We start from the raw sequence: 19,155 nt of genomic DNA, 5'->3' as shown, positions 1-19,155 counted from the left end.
TTGAATAAGATGCGGAGCAAGGTGACGGGTGCGCAACGCTGGGTCGTGAAGATCGGTAGCGCGCTGCTGACGGCGGACGGCAAGGGGCTGGATCGCGCTGCAATGGGTGTATGGGTCGAGCAAATGGTGGCCTTGCATGAGGCTGGCGTCGAATTGGTATTGGTTTCCTCGGGCGCTGTGGCGGCCGGGATGAGCCGCCTGGGCTGGACCGCACGACCGAGTGCGATGCATGAGTTGCAGGCGGCCGCTGCCATTGGCCAGATGGGGTTGGTTCAGGCCTGGGAGTCGAGTTTTGCCGAGCATGGCCGGCATACCGCGCAGATTCTGCTGACCCATGACGACCTGTCGGACCGCAAGCGTTACCTCAATGCGCGCAGTACCCTGCGGGCGCTGGTGGAGCTCAAGGTGATCCCGGTGATCAATGAAAACGACACTGTGGTCACTGATGAAATCCGCTTTGGCGACAACGACACCCTGGCGGCGCTGGTTGCCAACCTGGTGGAGGCCGATCTGCTGGTGATTCTCACGGATCGCGATGGCATGTTCGATGCTGATCCGCGCAGCAATCCCGATGCTCAGTTGATTTACGAGGCGCGTGCCGACGATCCGGCGCTGGATGCCGTGGCTGGCGGTACCGGCGGTGCCTTGGGGCGTGGCGGCATGCAGACCAAGCTGCGTGCGGCGCGACTGGCGGCGCGCTCCGGTGCGCACACCATCATTGTGGGTGGGCGTCTGGAGCGGGTGCTGGATCGCCTCAAGGCTGGCGAGCGCATTGGCACCTTGTTGTCGCCGGAGCGCGGCATGCTGGCGGCGCGCAAGCAGTGGCTGGCCGGGCATCTGCAGACCCGTGGCACCCTGGTGCTGGATGAGGGGGCGGTATCGGCGCTCGCCCAGGGCAACAAGAGCTTGTTGCCGGTGGGGGTCAAGCAGGTGCAGGGTGGTTTTCGGCGTGGCGAAATGGTGGTTTGCGTGGCGCCTGACGGTCGTGAGATCGCCCGTGGCCTGGCCAACTATAGTGCGCTTGAGGCGCAGAAGATTATCGGTCAGCCCTCTGATGCAATTGTGGGTGTCCTGGGTTACATGGCTGAGCCGGAGCTGGTTCACCGCGATAACCTGATTCTGGTGTAAGCGAACTAAGGAAAAGCGAATGCGCGTAGCAAAAGGATTGTTGGGCTTGCTCTTGGCGATGCCGTTCATGGTTTCGGCCGAGGAAATTGGCCAGGTGTCCACGGTGTTCAAGTTTGTCGGGCCGAATGATCGCATCGTGGTCGAGGCCTTCGATGATCCCAAGGTGGACGGCGTGACGTGCTATCTGTCGCGAGCCAAGACGGGTGGCCTCAAGGGTGGTCTGGGTTTGGCGGAGGACCGTGCCGAGGCGTCCATCGCTTGTCGCCAGGTGGGGCCGGTCGCGTTCAAGGGTGAGCTCAAGGATGGTGAGGAGGTCTTCAAGGAGCGTACTTCCCTGGTGTTCAAGACCATGCAGGTGGTGCGTTTTCTCGATAAGAAGCGCAACACCCTGGTGTACCTGGTCTACAGCGATCGGGTGATCGAGGGCAGTCCGCAGAATGCGGTGACGGCGATTCCTATCCTGCCTTGGCCGCATCAGTGAAATGTTGAATCTTGGCGAGCCGGCTCCGGGTGGGGCTGGCTGGTCGAGGTGATAAATGGCAGGCAATAAAAAACCGACCCTTGGGTCGGTTTTTTAACAAGCGCGTCGCTTAGGCTGCAGCAGCAAGGTTCAGAGCCTTGATGTGGCCATTCAGACGACCTTTATGGCGAGCAGCTTTGTTCTTGTGGATGATGCCTTTATCGGCCATACGGTCGATAACTGGCACGGCCAGAACATAAGCAGCTTGCGCTTTAGCGGCGTCTTTGGCGTCGATGGCCTTAACTACGTTCTTGATGTAGGTACGAACCATGGAACGCAGGCTGGCGTTGTGGCTGCGACGCTTCTCAGCCTGTTTTGCACGTTTTTTGGCGGAAGGTGTGTTGGCCACCGTCGAGCTCCTCGAAAGACTTTTTGGGAAATAGCAAACAAAATAGGCCGCGAATCATGCCGATGAGTTGAAGTCTTGTCAAGGGCGGGTGATACGTTCCGCTGAGTGGTCGATCTGAAGAGGCGGGATATTTATTTCCGGCGCTTGACCTGTAAACTCGCGAGCTTTGGCTCTGTGCTGTTGCGGCGCGGAGTATCGCATAGGTGGGCGTCTTTTCGCCTGCTGTTTATCTACAGGCAAACAACCTTTTCATGAACCTGCTCAAGTCATTGGCCGCGGTCAGCTCTATCACGATGCTTTCCCGGGTGCTGGGGTTTGTCCGCGATACCATCATCGCGCGCACCTTCGGCGCCGGGATGGCGACGGATGCCTTCTTCATCGCCTTCAAACTGCCCAACCTGCTGCGGCGGATCTTTGCCGAGGGCGCCTTCTCCCAGGCCTTCGTGCCGATCCTCGCGGAGTACAAGAGTCAACAGGGCGAGGAGGCAACCCGCACCTTTATTGCCTACGTCTCGGGGTTGCTGACTCTGGTGCTGGCCCTGGTCACAGCCCTGGGCATCATTGCCGCGCCGTGGGTGATCTGGGCCACGGCGCCGGGTTTCGTCGATTCACCGGAAAAATTCGCCCTGACCTCCGATCTGTTGCGAGTGACCTTTCCTTATATATTGCTGATCTCGCTGTCCTCTCTGGCCGGGGCGATCCTCAATACCTGGAATCGCTTCTCGGTACCGGCCTTCGTGCCGACGCTGCTCAATGTCAGCATGATCATCTTTGCGCTGTTCCTCACCCCGTATTTCGATCCGCCCGTGATGGCGCTGGGTTGGGCGGTACTGGCCGGTGGCCTGGCGCAATTGCTCTACCAACTGCCGCACCTGAAGAAGATCGGCATGCTGGTGCTGCCACGCTTGAATCTGCGGGACACCGGTGTCTGGCGAGTGATGAAGCAGATGCTGCCGGCGATCCTCGGGGTGTCCGTCAGCCAGATCTCGCTGATCATCAACACCATCTTTGCCTCGTTTCTGGTGGCCGGCTCCGTGTCCTGGATGTATTACGCCGACCGGCTCATGGAACTGCCATCCGGCGTGCTGGGTGTCGCTTTGGGGACCATTCTGCTGCCGACCCTGGCCAAGACCTACGCCAGCAAGGATCGTCATGAGTACTCGCGGATTCTCGATTGGGGGCTGCGCCTGTGTTTCATCCTGGTGCTGCCGTGTGCCCTGGCGCTGGGCATACTCGCCGAGCCGCTGACTGTCTCGCTGTTCCAATATGGCGAGTTCAGCGCCTTTGATGCCTCCATGACCCAGCGCGCACTGGTGGCTTATGCCGTTGGTTTGCTGGGGATCATCGTGATCAAGGTGCTGGCGCCGGGCTTTTATGCGCAGCAGAACATCCGCACGCCGGTGAAAATCGCCATTTTCACCCTGATCGTGACCCAGTTGCTCAACCTGGCCTTTATTGGCCCCCTGAAACACGCCGGCCTGGCCCTGGCCATCAGTGCCGGAGCCTGCATCAATGCGGGCCTTTTGTTTTATCAACTGCGCAAACAGCAGATGTTCCAGCCGCAGCCAGGCTGGGGACGCTTTGCACTGAAGCTGGTGGTGGCCGTGGCGGTAATGTCCGCTGTGCTTCTGGGATTGCTGCATTTCATGCCGGCCTGGGACCAAGGGCTCATGCTTGCGCGTTTCCTGCGTCTGGGACTTCTGGTGGTGGCTGGCGTGGTGGCCTATTTCGGCATGCTGGCCGTGCTGGGCTTCCGTTTGCGCGACTTCAATCGCAAAGCCTTGAACTGATGACGCTTTGATGGTCGGGGCAGGGTGGGTACCGGTTTTGTCGGTTCGATCACTTTGGGTTACGGTGCTGCCTGTCGTCGGCCGCCGGGTGTGGTTATAATCGGCCACTTTATGAGCAAGAAGCGCGTTATGCAGCTGGTTCGAGGCCTCCACAATCTGCGCCCCCAGCATCGGGGCTGCGTCGCCACTATTGGCAACTTTGACGGTGTTCACCGTGGTCACCAGGCTATTCTGGGGCGACTGCGTGAGCGTGCGCTCGAGTTGGGCGTGCCCAGCTGCGTGGTGATCTTCGAGCCGCAGCCGCGGGAGTTTTTCTCACCGGAAACCGCCCCGGCCCGCTTGGCCCGCTTGCGCGACAAGTTGCAGTTGCTGGCCCAGGCCGGTGTTGATCGGGTCCTGTGCCTGGCCTTCAACCAGCGCCTGAGCAAGCTTGGCGCCAGCGAGTTCGTCGAGCGGATCCTGGTGGACGGCCTGGGTGTGCAGCACCTGGAAGTGGGGGACGACTTTCGCTTCGGTTGCGACCGGGTCGGCGATTTCGAGTTCCTGCAGCAGGCCGGAGCCAGCCACGGGTTTACCGTGGAAGCCGCGCAGACCGTTGAGCTGGATGGCTTGCGCGTCAGCAGCACCCAGGTCCGCAATGCCCTGGCCGCTGCCGACTTTGCTCTGGCCGAGCGGCTGCTCGGTCGTCCGTACCGGATTGCCGGACGGGTCCTGCACGGGCAGAAGCTGGCGCGTCAGTTGGGTACGCCCACTGCCAACGTGCAATTGAAACGCCGCCGCGTGCCGCTCTCCGGGGTCTACCTGGTGAGCGTCGATATCGATGGCAAGACCTGGCCCGGCGTCGCCAATATTGGCGTGCGGCCTACGGTTGCAGGTGATGGCAAGGCCCACCTGGAAGTTCATCTTTTAGATTTTGCCGGCGATCTGTATGACCGGCGTTTGACGGTGGTTTTCCACCACAAGCTGCGTGAAGAGCAGCGTTTCGCCTCCCTGGAGGCGTTGAAGACGGCGATCAATGCGGATGTTGCCGCCGCCCGTGCCCAAGTGGCACGTATCCATAGCGCCAATCGCTAATGAAGAGCCTTAAATGACCGACTATAAAGCCACGTTAAACCTTCCGGACACCGCCTTCCCAATGAAGGCCGGCCTGCCTCAGCGCGAACCACAGATTCTGCAGCGTTGGGACAGCATTGGCCTGTACGGAAAGTTGCGCGAGATTGGCAAGGATCGTCCGAAATTCGTCCTGCACGACGGTCCTCCCTATGCCAACGGCTCGATTCACATCGGTCATGCGGTCAACAAGATTCTCAAGGACATGATCATCCGCTCGAAAACCCTGGCGGGTTTCGACGCGCCTTATGTTCCGGGCTGGGACTGCCACGGTCTGCCGATCGAGCACAAGGTCGAGGTGACTCACGGCAAGAACCTGTCCTCGGACCAGACCCGCGAGCTGTGCCGCGCCTACGCGTCGGAGCAGATCGAAGGGCAGAAGGCCGAGTTCATCCGCCTGGGCGTGCTGGGTGACTGGGCCAACCCCTACAAGACCATGAACTTCGCCAACGAGGCCGGGGAGATCCGTGCCCTGGCAGAGATGGTCAAGGGCGGCTTCGTGTTCAAGGGCCTGAAGCCGGTGAACTGGTGCTTCGACTGCGGCTCGGCCCTGGCCGAGGCGGAAGTCGAGTATCAGGACAAGAAGTCCGCCACCATCGACGTGGCCTTCCCGATTGCCGACGAAGCCAAGCTGGCTGCCGCCTTCGGCCTGGCCAAGCTGGCCAAGCCCGCGGCCATCGTGATCTGGACCACCACCCCATGGACCATCCCGGCCAACCAGGCGCTGAACGTCCATCCGGAGTTCAATTACGCCCTGGTCGACGCCGGCGAGCGCCTGCTGGTGCTGGCCGAGGAGCTGGTGGAGTCGTGCCTGGCCCGCTACGGCCTGGAAGGCTCGGTGATCGCCACCGCCCCGGGTTCGGCCCTGGAACTGATCAATTTCCGTCACCCGTTCTATGACCGTCTATCGCCTGTGTACCTGGCCGAGTACGTGGAACTGGGCGCCGGTACCGGCGTGGTTCACTCCTCGCCTGCCTACGGTGAAGACGACTTCGTGACCTGCAAGCGCTACGGCATGGTCAACGACGACATCCTCAACCCGGTACAGAGCAACGGTGTCTACGCGTCGTCGCTGGAGTTCTTCGGCGGCCAGTTCATCTGGAAGGCCAACCCGGCCATCGTCGACAAGCTGAGCGAAGTCGGTGCGCTGCTGCACACCGAAACCATCAGCCACAGCTACATGCACTGCTGGCGCCACAAGACCCCGCTGATCTATCGCGCCACCGCGCAATGGTTCGTTGGTATGGACAAGCAGCCGGAAGCCGGCGGCACCCTGCGCCAGCGCGCCCTGCAAGCCATCGAAGACACCCAGTTCGTCCCGGCCTGGGGCCAGGCGCGCCTGCACTCGATGATCGCCAACCGTCCGGACTGGTGCATCTCCCGCCAGCGCAACTGGGGCGTGCCGATTCCGTTCTTCCTGCACAAGGAAAGCGGCGAGCTGCACCCACGTACCGTCGAGCTGATGGAAGAGGTGGCCAAGCGCGTCGAACAGCAAGGCATCGAAGCCTGGTTCAAGATGGACGCCGCTGAACTGCTGGGCGACGAAGCCGGCCAGTACGACAAGATCAGCGACACCCTGGACGTCTGGTTCGATTCCGGCACCACCCACTGGCATGTGCTGCGCGGCTCGCACCCGATGGGCCACGAAAGCGGCCCGCGGGCCGACCTGTACCTGGAAGGTTCCGACCAGCACCGCGGCTGGTTCCACTCGTCCCTGCTCACCGGTTGCGCCATCGACAACCACGCGCCTTACCGCGAGCTGCTGACTCACGGTTTCACCGTGGACGAGAACGGCCGCAAGATGTCCAAGTCCCTGGGCAACGTGATCGCCCCGCAGAAGGTCAACGACACCCTGGGCGCCGACATCATGCGCCTGTGGGTTTCGGCCACCGACTACTCCGGCGAGATGGCGGTTTCCGACCAGATCCTGCAGCGCAGCGCCGACGCCTACCGGCGGATCCGCAACACCGCGCGCTTCCTGCTCTCCAACCTGAGCGGTTTCAACCCGGCCACCGACCTGCTGCCGGCTGAAGACATGCTGGCCCTGGACCGTTGGGCCGTGGACCGTACCTTGCTGCTGCAGCGCGAGCTGGAGCTGCACTACGGCGAATACCGCTTCTGGAACGTCTACTCCAAGGTGCACAACTTCTGCGTGCAGGAGCTGGGCGGCTTCTACCTGGACATCATCAAGGACCGCCAGTACACCACTGGTGCCAACAGCCAGGCCCGGCGTTCGTGCCAGACCGCGCTGTTCCACATTTCCGAAGCGCTGGTGCGCTGGATCGCACCGATCCTGGCCTTCACCGCCGACGAGCTGTGGCAGTACCTGCCGGGCGAGCGCAACGAATCGGTAATGCTCAACACCTGGTACGAAGGCCTGAGCGAACTGCCGGAAGGCTTCGAGCTGGACCGTGCCTTCTGGGAGCGGATCATGGCGGTCAAGGCGGCGGTCAACAAGGAGCTGGAGAACCAGCGCGCCGCGAAAGCGGTGGGTGGCAACCTGCAGGCCGAAGTGACTCTGTACGCCGAGGACTCGCTGTCGGCCGATCTGGCCAAGCTGAGCAACGAACTGCGCTTCGTGCTGATCACTTCCACTGCCAGCGTCGCGCCCCTGGCCCAGGCCCCGGCCGACGCGGTGGAAACCGAAGTCAGCGGTCTCAAGCTGAAAGTGGTCAAGTCGAGCTTCGTCAAGTGCGCCCGTTGCTGGCACTGCCGCGAAGACGTTGGTGTGCATCCGGAGCACCCGGAGATCTGCGGACGTTGCGTGGACAACATCAGCGGCGCAGGCGAGGTTCGTCACTATGCCTAACGCCGCAGGCCGTTTCGGCCGTCTGGGCTGGCTGTGGTTGAGCGTGCTGGTCCTGGTCATCGACCAGGTCAGCAAGCTGCACTTCGAAAGTTCGTTGAGCATGTACCAGCAGGTGGTGGTGATCCCGGACTACTTCAGCTGGACCCTGGCCTACAACACCGGCGCCGCCTTCAGCTTCCTGGCTGACAGTTCCGGCTGGCAGCGCTGGCTGTTTGCCCTGATCGCGATCGTGGTCAGCGCGGTGCTGGTGATCTGGCTCAAGCGCCTGGGGCGCAATGAAACCTGGCTGGCCGTCGCCCTGGCCCTGGTGCTGGGCGGTGCCTTGGGCAACCTTTACGACCGCATCGCCCTGGGGCACGTGATCGATTTCATCCTGGTGCACTGGCAGAACCGCTGGTACTTCCCGGCATTCAACTTCGCCGACAGCGCCATTACCGTCGGCGCGGTGATGCTGGCCCTGGATATGTTCAAGAGCAAGAAAACCGGAGAAGCCGTTCATGACTGAACAGGTATTGGCTGAACAACGCATCGGTCAGAACACCGAAGTCACTTTGCACTTCGCATTGCGCCTGGAGAACGGCGACACCGTAGACAGCACCTTCGACAAGGCCCCGGCGACCTTCAAGGTCGGCGATGGCAACCTGCTGCCCGGGTTCGAAGCAGCGCTGTTCGGCTTCAAGGCCGGTGACAAGCGCAAGCTGACGATCGAGCCGGAAAACGCCTTCGGCCAGCCCAACCCGCAGAACGTACAGATCATCCCGCGTTCGCAGTTCCAGGACATGGAGCTGTCGGAAGGCTTGCTGGTGATCTTCAATGACGCGGCGAACACTGAATTGCCCGGTGTGGTCAAAGCCTTCGATGACGCTCAGGTCACCGTCGACTTCAACCACCCGCTGGCCGGCAAGACCCTGACCTTTGATGTCGAGATCATCGACGTCAAAGCGCTTTAAAAGCATCGCCGGCAAGCTGTCTCCTATTCTGTAGGAGCTGGTTTGCCGGCGATCCGCTGTCTACAACGATCTAACTTCTTGCGCGCAAGACACGAGGCACAGCATGCAAATCAAACTCGCCAACCCCCGTGGCTTCTGCGCCGGTGTGGACCGGGCGATCGAAATCGTCAATCGCGCCCTGGAAGTCTTCGGGCCGCCGATCTACGTCCGGCATGAAGTGGTGCACAACAAATTTGTCGTCGAAGACCTGCGCAATCGCGGAGCGATCTTCGTCGAAGAGCTGGACCAGGTGCCGGATGACGTCATTGTCATCTTCAGCGCCCACGGTGTTTCCCAGGCAGTGCGCAACGAGGCCGCCGGTCGTGGCCTCAAGGTGTTCGATGCCACCTGCCCGCTGGTGACCAAGGTGCATATCGAAGTGGCGCGCTACAGCCGCGACGGTCGTGAATGCATCCTGATTGGCCATGCCGGCCACCCTGAAGTCGAAGGCACCATGGGCCAGTACGATGCCAGCAACGGCGGCGCCATCTACCTGGTGGAAGACGAGAAGGACGTGGCCGCGCTGCAGGTGCGCAACCCCGAGCGCCTGGCCTTCGTGACCCAGACCACCTTGTCCATGGATGACACCAGCCGGGTGATCGATGCCCTGCGTGCGCGTTTCCCGGCCATCGGCGGCCCGCGCAAGGACGACATTTGCTACGCCACGCAAAACCGCCAGGACGCGGTCAAGCAACTGGCCGACGAGTGCGACGTGGTGCTGGTGGTCGGCAGCCCCAACAGCTCCAACTCCAACCGCCTGCGCGAGCTGGCCGAGCGCATGGCCACCCCGGCCTACCTGATCGACGGTGCCGAGGATCTGCAGCGCAGCTGGTTCGATGGTGTCGAGCGCATCGGCATCACCGCCGGCGCTTCGGCTCCGGAAGTGCTGGTGCGTGGCGTGATCCAGCAACTGCAAGCCTGGGGTGCCACGGGAGCCGACGAACTGGCGGGACGCGAAGAGAACATCACCTTCTCCATGCCCAAAGAGCTGCGGGTTCGCTCCCTGCTCTGATCAGCCTGCTGGCGCACACAAGGCCTGCTCGGCGGAATCGCTACGCAGGCTGACCCGCCCGCTGCGTGACAGCACCACCTGATGACGGCTGTGCTCCTGGCCGGCCTGGCAGATGTGCAGGGTGCCGGCCTGGAAGGCGCCACTGGGCAGCAACGGGTTGCCCAGTGGGCTGAAACGCACGTAGTGCTGCACGGGGCGATTACCCACGATCAGTACCTGCCCGCCGCTGCGCCGCTCGATTAGCAGCGGATTTCCCGAATCCTCCGGCCCCTTGCCGCTGATGTCCAGAATGATGCGCCAGCCTCGGCTCCAGTCGTTGTCCAGGCCATGGATCAGCGCGGTGCGTTGATGCAGGATCGCCGCCGCCCGGGCATTGCGCAGGCCACTGGCAAGCATCTGCGCGGTGTCCTGCTGGCGATTGGAGCGCAGCAGCTCACTGAAGGCGGCGCCGGACAGTGGCAGCAACAGCGCCAGCACCGCCAGCGCGCTCAGCAGTTCGATCAGGCTGAAACCCTTCTCATGCATGCGGTATCCCTCCCTGGTGCGCCCGGTTTCACGCAATCGCTAACGGCCCTTGAGCCAAAGGACCGGGGTGCCAGTCTCCGACCGGCCAGGCGTTGAACTGTTATAGCCGAGGACTTTGCCAAGGCCTGCGGTGAATTTGCGTACAAAGGGTTTCAGCTAGCCGCAACCGTAGATCGTTCTGTCCGTTGTCGCCTTCGGTACGCGCTGTGTGGGGGCGCAGGGCAATGTATTGCGGGGTGTTCCAGCCAGCGCCCTGGGAGCGACGCCGAGACTAACCTCTGGAGGCGGCATCGATTTGCGCCTTCCTGGCGGAGCTCGATTGGCCATCGCCTACGTGCGGCAGTCGCTGCGGCGAGTGGCCGGTGTCTGGCGCAATGAAAGGGGTGTCATGGAGGACGTTACGGATGAACCGGTGGCATGCACAGGACGGCATGTCCTTGATCGAGGTGCTGGTGGCGCTGTCGATTCTGGCGTTGGGCCTGTTGGGAGCCGCGGCGCTGCAGATCAGGGCGCTGCAGCATACCGACAGTGCGCGTATGAGCACCCAGGCCAGCTTTATCGCCTACGACATGCTCGACCGCATCCGGGCCAATGCATCTGCCGACTACACCCTTGCCACTCCCTCTGGGGGCAGGGCGGGCACGGTGCGGGATCAGGACTTGGTGGACTTCGCCGGCAACGTCGCCAGCTTTGGCGGCCCCGGCGCCAAGGGCCGCATCAGCGTCAGCGGGCAGGTCTATACCGTTCGCATCACCTGGGACGACTCCCGCGCCGCGGGCCAGGTCGAAAGCCAGCGCAGCCTTGAAGTCAGCAGCCGAGTGGCGGTGGAGCCGGGAGGCACGCGGTGAAGCGAGGCAACTGCGGGTTTGCGCTGGTGGAGATGATGCTGGCCCTGCTCTTGGGGCTGGTGCTGGTTTTGGCCGCAACCCAGGTATTTATCGCGGCGAAGAACACCTACCTCAGCCAGAACGCCGCGGCCTACTTGCAGGAGGACGGGCGATTTGTCCTGAGCAAGATGCTCCAGGAAATTCGCATGGCGGGGCTGGCAGGTTGTTTGCGCGAGGTTGACGACGCGAGCAGCGCCGCGGAGTTTTCTCGCTACCGGGCCACTCCGATTCAGTGGGACAGTGCCGAGCACAAGCTGACCCTGATCACTGCGGATGTCGGTGAGGATGGCGGGGCGCCGACCTGGAGCCTGGTCACCGACTGCCAGCGCAGCGCGGTGGCCTATTCGGGGGCTCATCAAGGAGGCGTCGGGCAGCAGGTGTTTGCCTTGCGACGCGTGTTCTACAGCTTCAGGAACCGTCAACTGTTGCTGGGCAGTGGCCTGGGCAAGCAGCAAGCAGTGCTGCTGGACAACGTCGAAGCCTTTGACGTCGGTTTCGGTGTGGCCCGCACTGCAACGGATAGCGAGGTTTCAAGCTACAGCTCGCTTCCGGGTGATCCGGCGCGGATTCGCAGCGTGCGATTGCGCCTGACCCTGGCCGACCCCGACGCCCGTGTCCGCCCGCAGAGCTACACGGTGGTAGTGGCCTTGCGCAACAGGTTGCCCTGATGAGGTTCCCGGCAGGACTCAAGCCCGTCGGTGAACGGGGCATGGCGCTGTTGGTGAGTCTGGTGTTTCTGCTGGTGCTGAGCCTGATTGGCCTGTCATCCCTGCAGAACGCCACTTTGCAGGAAAAGATGGCCGCCAGCCTGGTCCGGCACAATCGGGCTTTCCAGGCCGCGGAGGCGGCGTTGCGCCTGGGGGAAAGCGCGGTCCGCCAGGGTGATTACTCTTTGCCGCTGTGCGCAGATCCTGTGCGCTGCGCACCTCCCGCGGAATCGACGGTGGTCAGCGGTGCCGGGTTCAATGAGGCTTCGGCCGTGACCTGGATCGCCACTGGCGAGGGTTTTTATGCGGTGCAGAACCTGGGGACTGTCCTGAATGCGGTCGGCCTGCCCCCCGACACCTCGGCCACGTTGTACCGAGTGACTGCAATAGGGCTGGCGGGGCAGGCGCGCAGCGTGCTTGAGAGCATTTATGCCAAGTACTGAGTCCGGCGTGCTTCGATACCTGCGGCCGTTGGTGTTTGCAGTCGCGCTGCCGGGCAATTGGGGGCTGGTTGTCGCGAGTGATGTACAGTCGCCAGCCACGGTAGCTGATCAGGTTTCGCAGCCGTTCGGTCTATCCGGTCCGTGGCCCTTGAGTGCTGGATGGTTCAAGGCTGGCGTGGGTTGTTCAAGCCTGGCCTGCGGGAAATTGATCGAGTTGCAGGCGTTCAGCGGTAAGATGCTCGACGCCGCGCCGCTGGACGCCGACGGCGCCGGAGGCGTGGCGGACAAGGAAACCTTCTCCACGGGCACCGCTGATGCGCTCACCGGCCGTGCGGGTGTTTCCAGCCATCAGCCCCGCAAGATCGTCAGCGACCCTGGCGGCGCCAGCAGTTTCCTGGAGGAAAGCTCCAGGGGTGGCAGCCGGCGCATCCTGTGGCGACAAATTCAGTAAGCGAGATTCTTGACCATGCGCAGATCCAACCAAGGTTTTACCCTGATCGAAATCATGATCGTGATTGCGATCATAGGTCTGGTCCTGACCTTGAGCCTTCCCAGCATCACCGAACACCTGAAGAAGCCCCATCGCAGCGAGATCGCGGCGTTGCTCACCGAGCAGGCGCAGCAGCTCGAACGCCACTTTTCCAAAGCTGGTGTCTACAGCAACGCCCCGGACCTGAGTGCTGGCAACGATTACTACAGCATTGCCCCGACCCTGACCGACACCGGCTTCTCGCTGACCGCTTCGCCCAAGGCCGATACGCTGATGGCGGGGGACAAATGCGGCAGTTTCAGCATCGATCAAACCGGCGCCATCAGTGTCAGTGGTCAGGCCGAAGGGCTGACAGCCAAGGACTGCTGGGGGCGTTGATCACTTGTTTCGGGGGCTGCGGCGCCCACTGTCTTTCTCTTGAATGGATCTGACTATGGCTGAACAACAGCAAGTGCTGGTGGTGGGTGGCGGGGTGATTGGTCTGCTCACGGCCTTCAATCTGGCGTCCCGGGGCCAGCAGGTACGGCTCGTGGAGCGCTCGGAGCTGGGGCGTGAGTCGTCCTGGGCCGGTGGCGGGATCGTCTCGCCGCTGTATCCCTGGCGCTACAGCCCGGCGGTCACGGCCCTGGCCCACTGGTCCCAGGATTTTTATCCACAGCTGGCGCAGCAACTGTTGAACGCCACCGGGGTCGATCCCGAGGTCCACACCACCGGGCTCTACTGGCTGGATCTCGAAGACCAGGCCCAGGCGCTGGAGTGGGCGCAACGCGAAGGCCGTCCCCTGAGTGCTGTGGATATCTCGGCGGTGCATGACGGAGTGCCGGTGCTGGGCGCCGGCTACCAGCTGGCGATCTACATGGCCAATGTGGCCAATGTGCGTAACCCGCGTCTGGTCAAATCCCTCAAGGCGGCATTGCAGGCCTTGCCCAATGTGCGCATTGACGAGCAATGCGCGGTCAGTGGTTTTATCCGCGACGGCCAGCAAGTGGCAGGGGTGCATAGCTCGCTCGGAGAGATTCGTGCCGATCAGGTGGTGCTTTGTGCCGGTGCCTGGAGTGGCGAGTTGCTTGCCAGCCTGGGGCTGGAGCTGCCAGTGGAGCCGGTTAAAGGGCAGATGATCCTCTACAAGTGCGCTGCTGATTTCCTGTCCTGCATGGTTCTGGCCAAGGGGCGTTATGCCATTCCCCGACGTGACGGCCATATCCTGGTGGGCAGTACTCTGGAGCATGAGGGCTTCGACAAGACCCCGACCGCCTCGGCACTGGAGAGCCTCAAGGCCTCTGCCGTCGAGCTGATCCCGGCCCTGGCGGATGCCGAAGTGGTGGGGCACTGGGCCGGGCTGCGCCCCGGCTCTCCCGAGGGTATTCCCTATATCGGAGCGGTTCCCGGGTTTGCCGGCCTGTGGCTCAACTGCGGGCATTACCGCAACGGTCTGGTGCTGGCACCGGCTTCCTGCCAGTTGTTCTGCGACCTGTTGCTGGGGCACCCACCGATCATCGATCCGGCGCCCTATGCCCCCGAAGGGCGTGTCTAGTCCAGTCCGAGTTTCTTCATGCGATAGCGCATCGAGCGCAGCGACAGGCTCAACCGCCGGGCCGCCTCCGTGCGGTTCCAGCGGGTTTGTTCCAGGGCCTGGAGCAGCAACTGGCGCTCCACCTGCTGCAGGTGCCGCGCCAGATCGAAGTTGGGGGCGGGCCCTGGCGTGAGCCCGTCCTCAGGTTCGGGGGCGGGCAAATTCAGGTCTGCTACTTCGATCCACGGACTCTCGCAAAGGGCCTGGGCCCGTTCCAGCAGGTTCTCCAGTTCACGCACATTGCCGGGAAAGTCGTAGCGCTCCAGGGCGTGCAGCGCTTGTGGGCGCAACTTTGGGACTGGCCGGCCACTGCTGGTGGCCAGGCGCTGGAGGATGTGCCTGGCCAGTAGCCCGATATCGTCCCGACGTTCGCGCAGGGCGGGAACCCGCAACTCGATGACGTTCAGCCGATAGAATAGGTCCTGGCGGAAACGTCCGGCTTGCACCTCGCTTTTCAGGTCCTTGTGGGTCGCACAGAGGATTCGCACATCCACCGCCTGTTCTTCTTGAGTGCCTACTGGGCGTACGGACTTTTCCTGCAAGGCTCGCAGCAGTTTCACCTGCATGACCAGCGGCAGGTCGGCGATCTCGTCGAGGAACAGGGTGCCCCCATGAGCGGCCCGGAACAGTCCGGGCTGATCCATCAGCGCGCCGCTGAAGCTGCCCTTGCGGTGACCGAAAAACTCGCTCTCCATCAGTTCGCCGGGTATTGCCCCGCAGTTGACCGGGACAAAGGGCTGCGCGCCTCTGGGGCCCGACTGGTGGATCCACCGGGCCACTCGTTCCTTGCCGCTGCCGGACTCACCGCTGATATAGACCGGCGCGAGGCTGGCGGCCAGTTTGGCGATGTGCCGGCGCAGCATGACCATGGGCGGTGAATCCCCCGGCAGTTGCTCTGAGGCGTGAGTCGCGGTGCAAGCCTGTGGTCGTTTCAGAGCTGTGGCCACCCAGTCCCGCAGGCGCTTGAGGTCCAGGGGTTTTGGCAGCAGGTCGCAGGTTTCGGCTGCCAGGGCGCTGGTTGGCGCGCTGGCCTCGTGGCTGAACAGGGCCACCGGCAGTTGGGGATGGTGCCGGCGAATATGTTGCAGCAGCTCAAGGCCGCTGCCGTCCGGCAGGTGCAGGTCGGTCAGGCACAGGTCGAAGTGCTCCCGGGCCAGATGGCTGCGGGCTTCCTGCAGGCTGCGGGCGCTTTGGGTGTGCAGACGCATGCGGCCCAGGGTGATCTCCAGCACAGAGCGGATTTCCCTGGTCTGATCGACCACCAGCGCTCTGTGCTGTGGATTCATGGCGGCGGCCGTCTTTCTCCGAGAGTGAACAGCGGGCGACAGCGCTCGTGCTGTAGGCGAGAGATGAAGTCTAGGCCCGTGGGGAGGCGCGCGCAGGGGCTTGGGCGACGGTTATTTTGTCGCCAGTTGTGTGGGTTGTCGCTGTGAGTCCGCAGCTGGCAGGGCGAGGGGAAAGCAACGGCTTCCCGTGCAGGCAAGGGCTCGAGGCGCGCATGTCGGGAATGGCTGCGCGCTTGAGCCCTTGTCGCAGCTGTCAGCGGTCCTGGCGGCCTGGGCCTTGTTCCAGATGTGCCTGGCTGCAGTACCACTGTTGCGACAGGCTCAGCGCCCGGTCCTGAGGCAGGTGCACACCACAATGGGCACAGCGCACCATTGGTGTAGTGGCCGGTTCGTTGGGGCTGCGGGGTGTGGCTGCGGGGCGCTTGAACTTGCGCCAGAACCATACCGCAGCGGCAATCAGGGCGATCCAGAACAGTAGACGAAGCATGGTGACCCGCTTTGTGGGGGGAGAGAGGCGGCAGTTTAGCCAAGCGCCTGGCAGGCGCACAGGCCCGAGAAGTGTCAGGCATGAAAAAGGGAGACATGAAGTCTCCCTTTATTAGCTGCGCTGGCTATCAGTCGAACACGCCGAAGGTCATGTAGCTGAACCAGGAGCGGTCGCCGTTGTTGCCGGCGGCCTCGTGCTTTTCTTCCTCGATCGCATCGCCGTTGCTGTCTTTGGGCTTGAGCTCCGACGGGATCGCGTCCTTGGCGTCCTGGTACTGCTTCATCACGTCCTGGTTGGCGCGGGTTTCTCCCGGCGGCAGCGGTGGGCGGGATTCGATCAGGCCCAGGGTGGCCTTGCTCAGCCACGAACGGTTGTCGGCTTCGGCCACGCGCGGTACGAACTGGCCGTCCACCAGGCTTGGGTGATTCGGGTAGTTGAGCTTCAGGGTTTCCAGGCTGGTTGCGGCCAGCTCGTCCAGATGCAGGCGCTGGTAGGCCTCGGTCATCACCGCCAGGCCGTCACCCACGGAAGGGGTTTCCTGGAAGTTTTCCACGACGTAGCGGCCACGGTTGGCGGCGGCGACATAGGCCTGACGGGTCAGGTAGTAGTCGGCCACGTGGATTTCGTAGGCGGCCAGCAGGTTGCGCAGGTAGATCATGCGCTGCTTGGCATCCGGGGCGTAGCGGCTGTTGGGGAAACGGCTGGTGAGCTGGGCGAACTCGTTATAGGAGTCGCGAGCGGCACCCGGGTCACGCTTGGTCATGTCCAGTGGCAGGAAGCGCGCCAGCAGACCGACGTCCTGGTCGAAGGAGGTCAGGCCCTTGAGGTAGTAGGCGTAGTCCACGTTCGGGTGCTGGGGATGCAGGCGAATGAAACGCTCGGCGGCGGACTTGGCGGCCTCGGGCTCGGCATTCTTGTAGTTGGCGTAGATCAGCTCGAGCTGTGCCTGATCGGCGTAGCGACCAAAGGGATAGCGCGATTCCAGGGCCTTGAGCTTGGCAGTGGCGCTGGTGTAGCTGTGGTTGTCCAGGTCGGTCTGCGCCTGCTGGTACAACTCGACTTCGCTCAGGTTTTCGTCAACGACTTCCTTCGATGAGCAAGCAGCGGTCAGTGCGAGGATGGCGATCAGCAGCAGGTGTTTCACTTGCATGGCGGCTTGCGTCCCTATGACGGCCGCTGTCTTGGGCGGGGCCGTCCTGTTATGATGAGCGCCCCGTTGAAAGCCTCGGGGCAAAAGACGCCGTATTTAACCACAAGCGCGCAGCCGAAACCAAAGGCTGTGCCGACGCCCAGTCCGAGCATGTCCGATAAAATTGAACTTCGCGCAGAGGTGCCGTCCGAACTGGGCGGTCAACGCCTCGATCAAGTCGCCGCCCAACTATTCGCTGAGCATTCGCGCTCGCGCCTTTCCGCCTGGATCAAAGACGGCCGCCTGACTGTGGACGGAGCGGTGATCCGCCCGCGGGACATCGTGCACGGCGGTGCCGTACTCGAGCTGACCGCCGAGCAGGAGGCCCAGGGCGAGTGGATCGCCCAGGACATCGAGCTGGACATCGTCTATGAGGATGACGACATCCTGGTGATCAACAAGCCCGCGGGCCTGGTGGTGCACCCGGCTGCTGGCCATGCTGATGGCACCTTGCTCAACGCCTTGCTGCATCACGTTCCCGACATTATCAATGTGCCTCGGGCCGGTATCGTCCACCGTCTGGACAAGGACACCACCGGTCTGATGGTGGTGGCCAAGACCATCCAGGCGCAGACCCAGCTGGTGGCCCAACTGCAGAGTCGCAGCGTCAGCCGCATCTATGAATGCATCGTGATCGGTGTGGTCACCGCCGGGGGCAAGATCAACGCGCCCATCGGCCGTCATGGCCAGCAGCGTCAGCGTATGGCGGTGATGGAAGGCGGCAAGCAGGCCGTCAGCCACTATCGGGTACTGGAGCGTTTCCGTTCCCACACCCACGTGCGGGTCAAGCTGGAAACCGGTCGTACCCACCAGATCCGGGTGCACATGGCCCATATCAACTTCCCGCTGGTGGGCGACCCGGCCTATGGCGGTCGTTTCCGCATTCCACCGGCGGCCAGCCAGACCATGGTCGAGTCGCTGAAAAACTTCCCGCGCCAGGCCCTGCATGCCCGTTTCCTGGAGCTGGATCATCCGACCACCGGTGAGCGCATGAGCTGGGAGTCGCCATTGCCGGATGACTTCGTCTGGCTGTTGTCGCTGCTCAAGCAAGACCGTGAGGCGTTCGTCGGATGAGTGACTGGCTGCTGCCTGACTGGCCCGCGCCGGCCGGGGTCAAAGCCTGTGTCACCACCCGCAGCGGCGGCGTCAGCCTGGCGCCGTTCGACAGCCTCAATCTGGGCGATCACGTTGAAGACCAACCTGAAGCGGTGGCCGAAAACCGACGGCGCCTGACCGAGCGTTTCGACATTGCGCCGGCCTGGTTGCAGCAGGTGCACGGGATTGCCGTGGCTCACGCGGATCCTTGGGTGGTGGCAACCGCCGATGCCAGTTGGTCCGCGACTCCGGGGATTGCCTGTGCGGTGATGACTGCCGATTGTCTGCCGGCGCTGTTCTGCAACCAAAGTGGAACCCGGGTTGCGGCGGCTCATGCCGGTTGGCGCGGGCTGGCGGCCGGTGTGCTGGAGGCCACCCTCGACAGCCTGGATACTGCACCCGCCGAGGTGCTGGTATGGCTGGGGCCGGCCATTGGACCGGAGCGTTTTGAGGTCGGGGCTGAAGTGCGCGAAGCCTTCGTCAGCCAGTTGGCTGTTACCGAGCAAGCCTTTGTGCCAAGCGTCAATGCCGGCCGCTTCATGGCCGACATCTACCAACTGGCGCGCCTGCGCCTGGCGGCGCGGGGGGTAACGGCGGTCTATGGTGGCGGTTGCTGCACCGTGACTGACCCACGCTTCTACTCTTACCGGCGCAGCCCGCGTACCGGACGTTTTGCCTCCCTGATCTGGCTTGAGCGCTAGACTAATCTGACTTGCGTCAAGCTGCTGGCGCTTGAATCTCCCAGAATCGACCGCATCTAGAGAAA

At 62.9% G+C, this 19,155-nt stretch carries 21 protein-coding genes; 16 read left to right on the top strand and 5 right to left on the bottom strand.

What is annotated here, in order from left to right:
• Window positions 1-9 precede the first annotated feature (9 nt).
• On the top strand, window positions 10-1,128 hold the full coding sequence (proB, locus tag DNK59_RS29910) for a glutamate 5-kinase (RefSeq protein ID WP_060841168.1): 1,119 nt from the start codon (window positions 10-12) through the stop codon (window positions 1,126-1,128).
• A gap of 19 nt (window positions 1,129-1,147) precedes the next feature.
• Window positions 1,148-1,609 carry a CreA family protein gene (locus DNK59_RS29905; protein ID WP_110725637.1) on the top strand — a complete coding sequence of 154 codons (462 nt, stop codon included), beginning with the start codon at window positions 1,148-1,150 and terminating at the stop codon, window positions 1,607-1,609.
• Window positions 1,610-1,718: 109 nt separating this feature from the next.
• Here DNK59_RS29905 and rpsT read toward each other — a convergent pair whose 3' ends face one another.
• The gene (gene rpsT / locus DNK59_RS29900) at window positions 1,719-1,997 is read right to left on the bottom strand and encodes a 30S ribosomal protein S20 (RefSeq protein WP_016967023.1); all 279 of its coding nucleotides are present in this window, start codon (window positions 1,995-1,997) and stop codon (window positions 1,719-1,721) included.
• 251 nt (window positions 1,998-2,248) lie between these two features.
• Here rpsT and murJ point away from each other — a divergent pair, with 251 nt between their 5' ends.
• The 6 genes from murJ to ispH all read left to right on the top strand — a co-directional run bounded on the left by murJ (window position 2,249) and on the right by ispH (window position 9,707).
• The gene (murJ, locus tag DNK59_RS29890; RefSeq protein ID WP_110725636.1) at window positions 2,249-3,787 is read left to right on the top strand and encodes a murein biosynthesis integral membrane protein MurJ; all 1,539 of its coding nucleotides are present in this window, start codon (window positions 2,249-2,251) and stop codon (window positions 3,785-3,787) included.
• Window positions 3,788-3,916: 129 nt separating this feature from the next.
• Complete coding sequence (ribF, locus tag DNK59_RS29885; RefSeq protein ID WP_167365622.1) at window positions 3,917-4,861, top strand: bifunctional riboflavin kinase/FAD synthetase; 945 nt, start codon at window positions 3,917-3,919, stop codon at window positions 4,859-4,861.
• A 13-nt stretch (window positions 4,862-4,874) separates the two neighbouring features.
• On the top strand, window positions 4,875-7,706 hold the full coding sequence (gene ileS / locus DNK59_RS29880) for an isoleucine--tRNA ligase (RefSeq protein ID WP_110725635.1): 2,832 nt from the start codon (window positions 4,875-4,877) through the stop codon (window positions 7,704-7,706).
• Window positions 7,699-8,211, top strand: coding sequence for a signal peptidase II (gene lspA / locus DNK59_RS29875; RefSeq protein ID WP_092309920.1), 513 nt, complete (start codon window positions 7,699-7,701; stop codon window positions 8,209-8,211). The genes ileS and lspA overlap by 8 nt, the downstream gene beginning before the upstream one ends.
• 7 nt (window positions 8,212-8,218) lie before the next feature.
• Complete coding sequence (gene fkpB, locus DNK59_RS29870; protein WP_177431320.1) at window positions 8,219-8,656, top strand: FKBP-type peptidyl-prolyl cis-trans isomerase; 438 nt, start codon at window positions 8,219-8,221, stop codon at window positions 8,654-8,656.
• A gap of 103 nt (window positions 8,657-8,759) precedes the next feature.
• A complete protein-coding gene (gene ispH / locus DNK59_RS29865; RefSeq protein ID WP_092309926.1) occupies window positions 8,760-9,707 on the top strand; it encodes a 4-hydroxy-3-methylbut-2-enyl diphosphate reductase in 948 nt (315 codons plus the stop codon).
• Here the strand turns inward: ispH and DNK59_RS29860 are convergent, their stop codons facing one another.
• Window positions 9,708-10,232: a GspH/FimT family protein gene (locus DNK59_RS29860; protein WP_110725634.1), complete on the bottom strand. Its 525-nt coding sequence runs from the start codon at window positions 10,230-10,232 to the stop codon at window positions 9,708-9,710.
• Between the two features lie 404 nt (window positions 10,233-10,636).
• Here DNK59_RS29860 and pilV point away from each other — a divergent pair, with 404 nt between their 5' ends.
• Genes pilV through thiO form a run of 6 tightly spaced genes read left to right on the top strand, consistent with a single transcriptional unit; the run spans window position 10,637 to window position 14,293 of the window.
• Window positions 10,637-11,080: a type IV pilus modification protein PilV gene (gene pilV, locus DNK59_RS29855; RefSeq protein ID WP_110725633.1), complete on the top strand. Its 444-nt coding sequence runs from the start codon at window positions 10,637-10,639 to the stop codon at window positions 11,078-11,080.
• Window positions 11,077-11,787 carry a PilW family protein gene (locus DNK59_RS29850; RefSeq protein WP_110725632.1) on the top strand — a complete coding sequence of 237 codons (711 nt, stop codon included), beginning with the start codon at window positions 11,077-11,079 and terminating at the stop codon, window positions 11,785-11,787. The genes pilV and DNK59_RS29850 overlap by 4 nt, the downstream gene beginning before the upstream one ends.
• The gene (locus DNK59_RS29845) at window positions 11,787-12,269 is read left to right on the top strand and encodes a PilX N-terminal domain-containing pilus assembly protein (RefSeq protein WP_256596734.1); all 483 of its coding nucleotides are present in this window, start codon (window positions 11,787-11,789) and stop codon (window positions 12,267-12,269) included. Before DNK59_RS29850 ends, DNK59_RS29845 begins: the two co-directional genes overlap by 1 nt.
• A gap of 7 nt (window positions 12,270-12,276) precedes the next feature.
• Window positions 12,277-12,720 carry a hypothetical protein gene (locus tag DNK59_RS31755; RefSeq protein WP_146249947.1) on the top strand — a complete coding sequence of 148 codons (444 nt, stop codon included), beginning with the start codon at window positions 12,277-12,279 and terminating at the stop codon, window positions 12,718-12,720.
• A gap of 15 nt (window positions 12,721-12,735) precedes the next feature.
• Complete coding sequence (locus tag DNK59_RS29835; RefSeq protein WP_110725629.1) at window positions 12,736-13,137, top strand: type IV pilin protein; 402 nt, start codon at window positions 12,736-12,738, stop codon at window positions 13,135-13,137.
• Between the two features lie 55 nt (window positions 13,138-13,192).
• Complete coding sequence (gene thiO, locus DNK59_RS29830; protein ID WP_110725628.1) at window positions 13,193-14,293, top strand: glycine oxidase ThiO; 1,101 nt, start codon at window positions 13,193-13,195, stop codon at window positions 14,291-14,293.
• Here thiO and DNK59_RS29825 read toward each other — a convergent pair.
• The 3 genes from DNK59_RS29825 to DNK59_RS29815 form a co-directional block, all read right to left on the bottom strand.
• Window positions 14,290-15,618: a sigma-54 dependent transcriptional regulator gene (locus tag DNK59_RS29825; protein ID WP_110725627.1), complete on the bottom strand. Its 1,329-nt coding sequence runs from the start codon at window positions 15,616-15,618 to the stop codon at window positions 14,290-14,292. The genes thiO and DNK59_RS29825 overlap by 4 nt on opposite strands.
• Before the next feature lie 253 nt (window positions 15,619-15,871).
• Complete coding sequence (locus DNK59_RS29820) at window positions 15,872-16,105, bottom strand: PP0621 family protein (protein WP_110725626.1); 234 nt, start codon at window positions 16,103-16,105, stop codon at window positions 15,872-15,874.
• A 127-nt stretch (window positions 16,106-16,232) separates the two neighbouring features.
• On the bottom strand, window positions 16,233-17,255 hold the full coding sequence (locus tag DNK59_RS29815) for an outer membrane protein assembly factor BamD (protein ID WP_110725625.1): 1,023 nt from the start codon (window positions 17,253-17,255) through the stop codon (window positions 16,233-16,235).
• Between the two features lie 150 nt (window positions 17,256-17,405).
• Between DNK59_RS29815 and rluD the strand changes: the two genes are divergently transcribed.
• Window positions 17,406-18,368, top strand: a complete 963-nt coding sequence (gene rluD, locus DNK59_RS29810; protein ID WP_016964308.1) for a 23S rRNA pseudouridine(1911/1915/1917) synthase RluD — start codon at window positions 17,406-17,408, stop codon at window positions 18,366-18,368.
• Window positions 18,365-19,090, top strand: coding sequence for a peptidoglycan editing factor PgeF (gene pgeF / locus DNK59_RS29805; protein ID WP_110725624.1), 726 nt, complete (start codon window positions 18,365-18,367; stop codon window positions 19,088-19,090). Before rluD ends, pgeF begins: the two co-directional genes overlap by 4 nt.
• The last annotated feature ends 65 nt before the right edge of the window (window positions 19,091-19,155 follow it).

The sequence above is a fragment of the Pseudomonas sp. TKO26 genome (assembly GCF_003225665.1).
GTDB classification, from domain to species: Bacteria; Pseudomonadota; Gammaproteobacteria; order Pseudomonadales; family Pseudomonadaceae; genus Aquipseudomonas; species Aquipseudomonas saponiphila.
This window is presented reverse-complemented; position numbering and strand designations above follow the sequence as displayed.

Coding starts and splice junctions, on each gene's coding strand:
- ileS (WP_110725635.1), top strand. CDS start 4,875: ATGACCGACTATAAAGCCACGTTAAACCTTCCGGACACCGCCTTCCCA.
- murJ (WP_110725636.1), top strand. CDS start 2,249: ATGAACCTGCTCAAGTCATTGGCCGCGGTCAGCTCTATCACGATGCTT.
- DNK59_RS29820 (WP_110725626.1), bottom strand. CDS start 16,105: ATGCTTCGTCTACTGTTCTGGATCGCCCTGATTGCCGCTGCGGTATGG.
- DNK59_RS29905 (WP_110725637.1), top strand. CDS start 1,148: ATGCGCGTAGCAAAAGGATTGTTGGGCTTGCTCTTGGCGATGCCGTTC.
- DNK59_RS29845 (WP_256596734.1), top strand. CDS start 11,787: ATGAGGTTCCCGGCAGGACTCAAGCCCGTCGGTGAACGGGGCATGGCG.
- ispH (WP_092309926.1), top strand. CDS start 8,760: ATGCAAATCAAACTCGCCAACCCCCGTGGCTTCTGCGCCGGTGTGGAC.
- rluD (WP_016964308.1), top strand. CDS start 17,406: ATGTCCGATAAAATTGAACTTCGCGCAGAGGTGCCGTCCGAACTGGGC.
- proB (WP_060841168.1), top strand. CDS start 10: ATGCGGAGCAAGGTGACGGGTGCGCAACGCTGGGTCGTGAAGATCGGT.
- DNK59_RS29825 (WP_110725627.1), bottom strand. CDS start 15,618: ATGAATCCACAGCACAGAGCGCTGGTGGTCGATCAGACCAGGGAAATC.
- ribF (WP_167365622.1), top strand. CDS start 3,917: ATGCAGCTGGTTCGAGGCCTCCACAATCTGCGCCCCCAGCATCGGGGC.
- DNK59_RS29835 (WP_110725629.1), top strand. CDS start 12,736: ATGCGCAGATCCAACCAAGGTTTTACCCTGATCGAAATCATGATCGTG.
- pilV (WP_110725633.1), top strand. CDS start 10,637: ATGAACCGGTGGCATGCACAGGACGGCATGTCCTTGATCGAGGTGCTG.
- DNK59_RS29860 (WP_110725634.1), bottom strand. CDS start 10,232: ATGCATGAGAAGGGTTTCAGCCTGATCGAACTGCTGAGCGCGCTGGCG.
- lspA (WP_092309920.1), top strand. CDS start 7,699: ATGCCTAACGCCGCAGGCCGTTTCGGCCGTCTGGGCTGGCTGTGGTTG.
- pgeF (WP_110725624.1), top strand. CDS start 18,365: ATGAGTGACTGGCTGCTGCCTGACTGGCCCGCGCCGGCCGGGGTCAAA.
- thiO (WP_110725628.1), top strand. CDS start 13,193: ATGGCTGAACAACAGCAAGTGCTGGTGGTGGGTGGCGGGGTGATTGGT.
- DNK59_RS29815 (WP_110725625.1), bottom strand. CDS start 17,255: ATGCAAGTGAAACACCTGCTGCTGATCGCCATCCTCGCACTGACCGCT.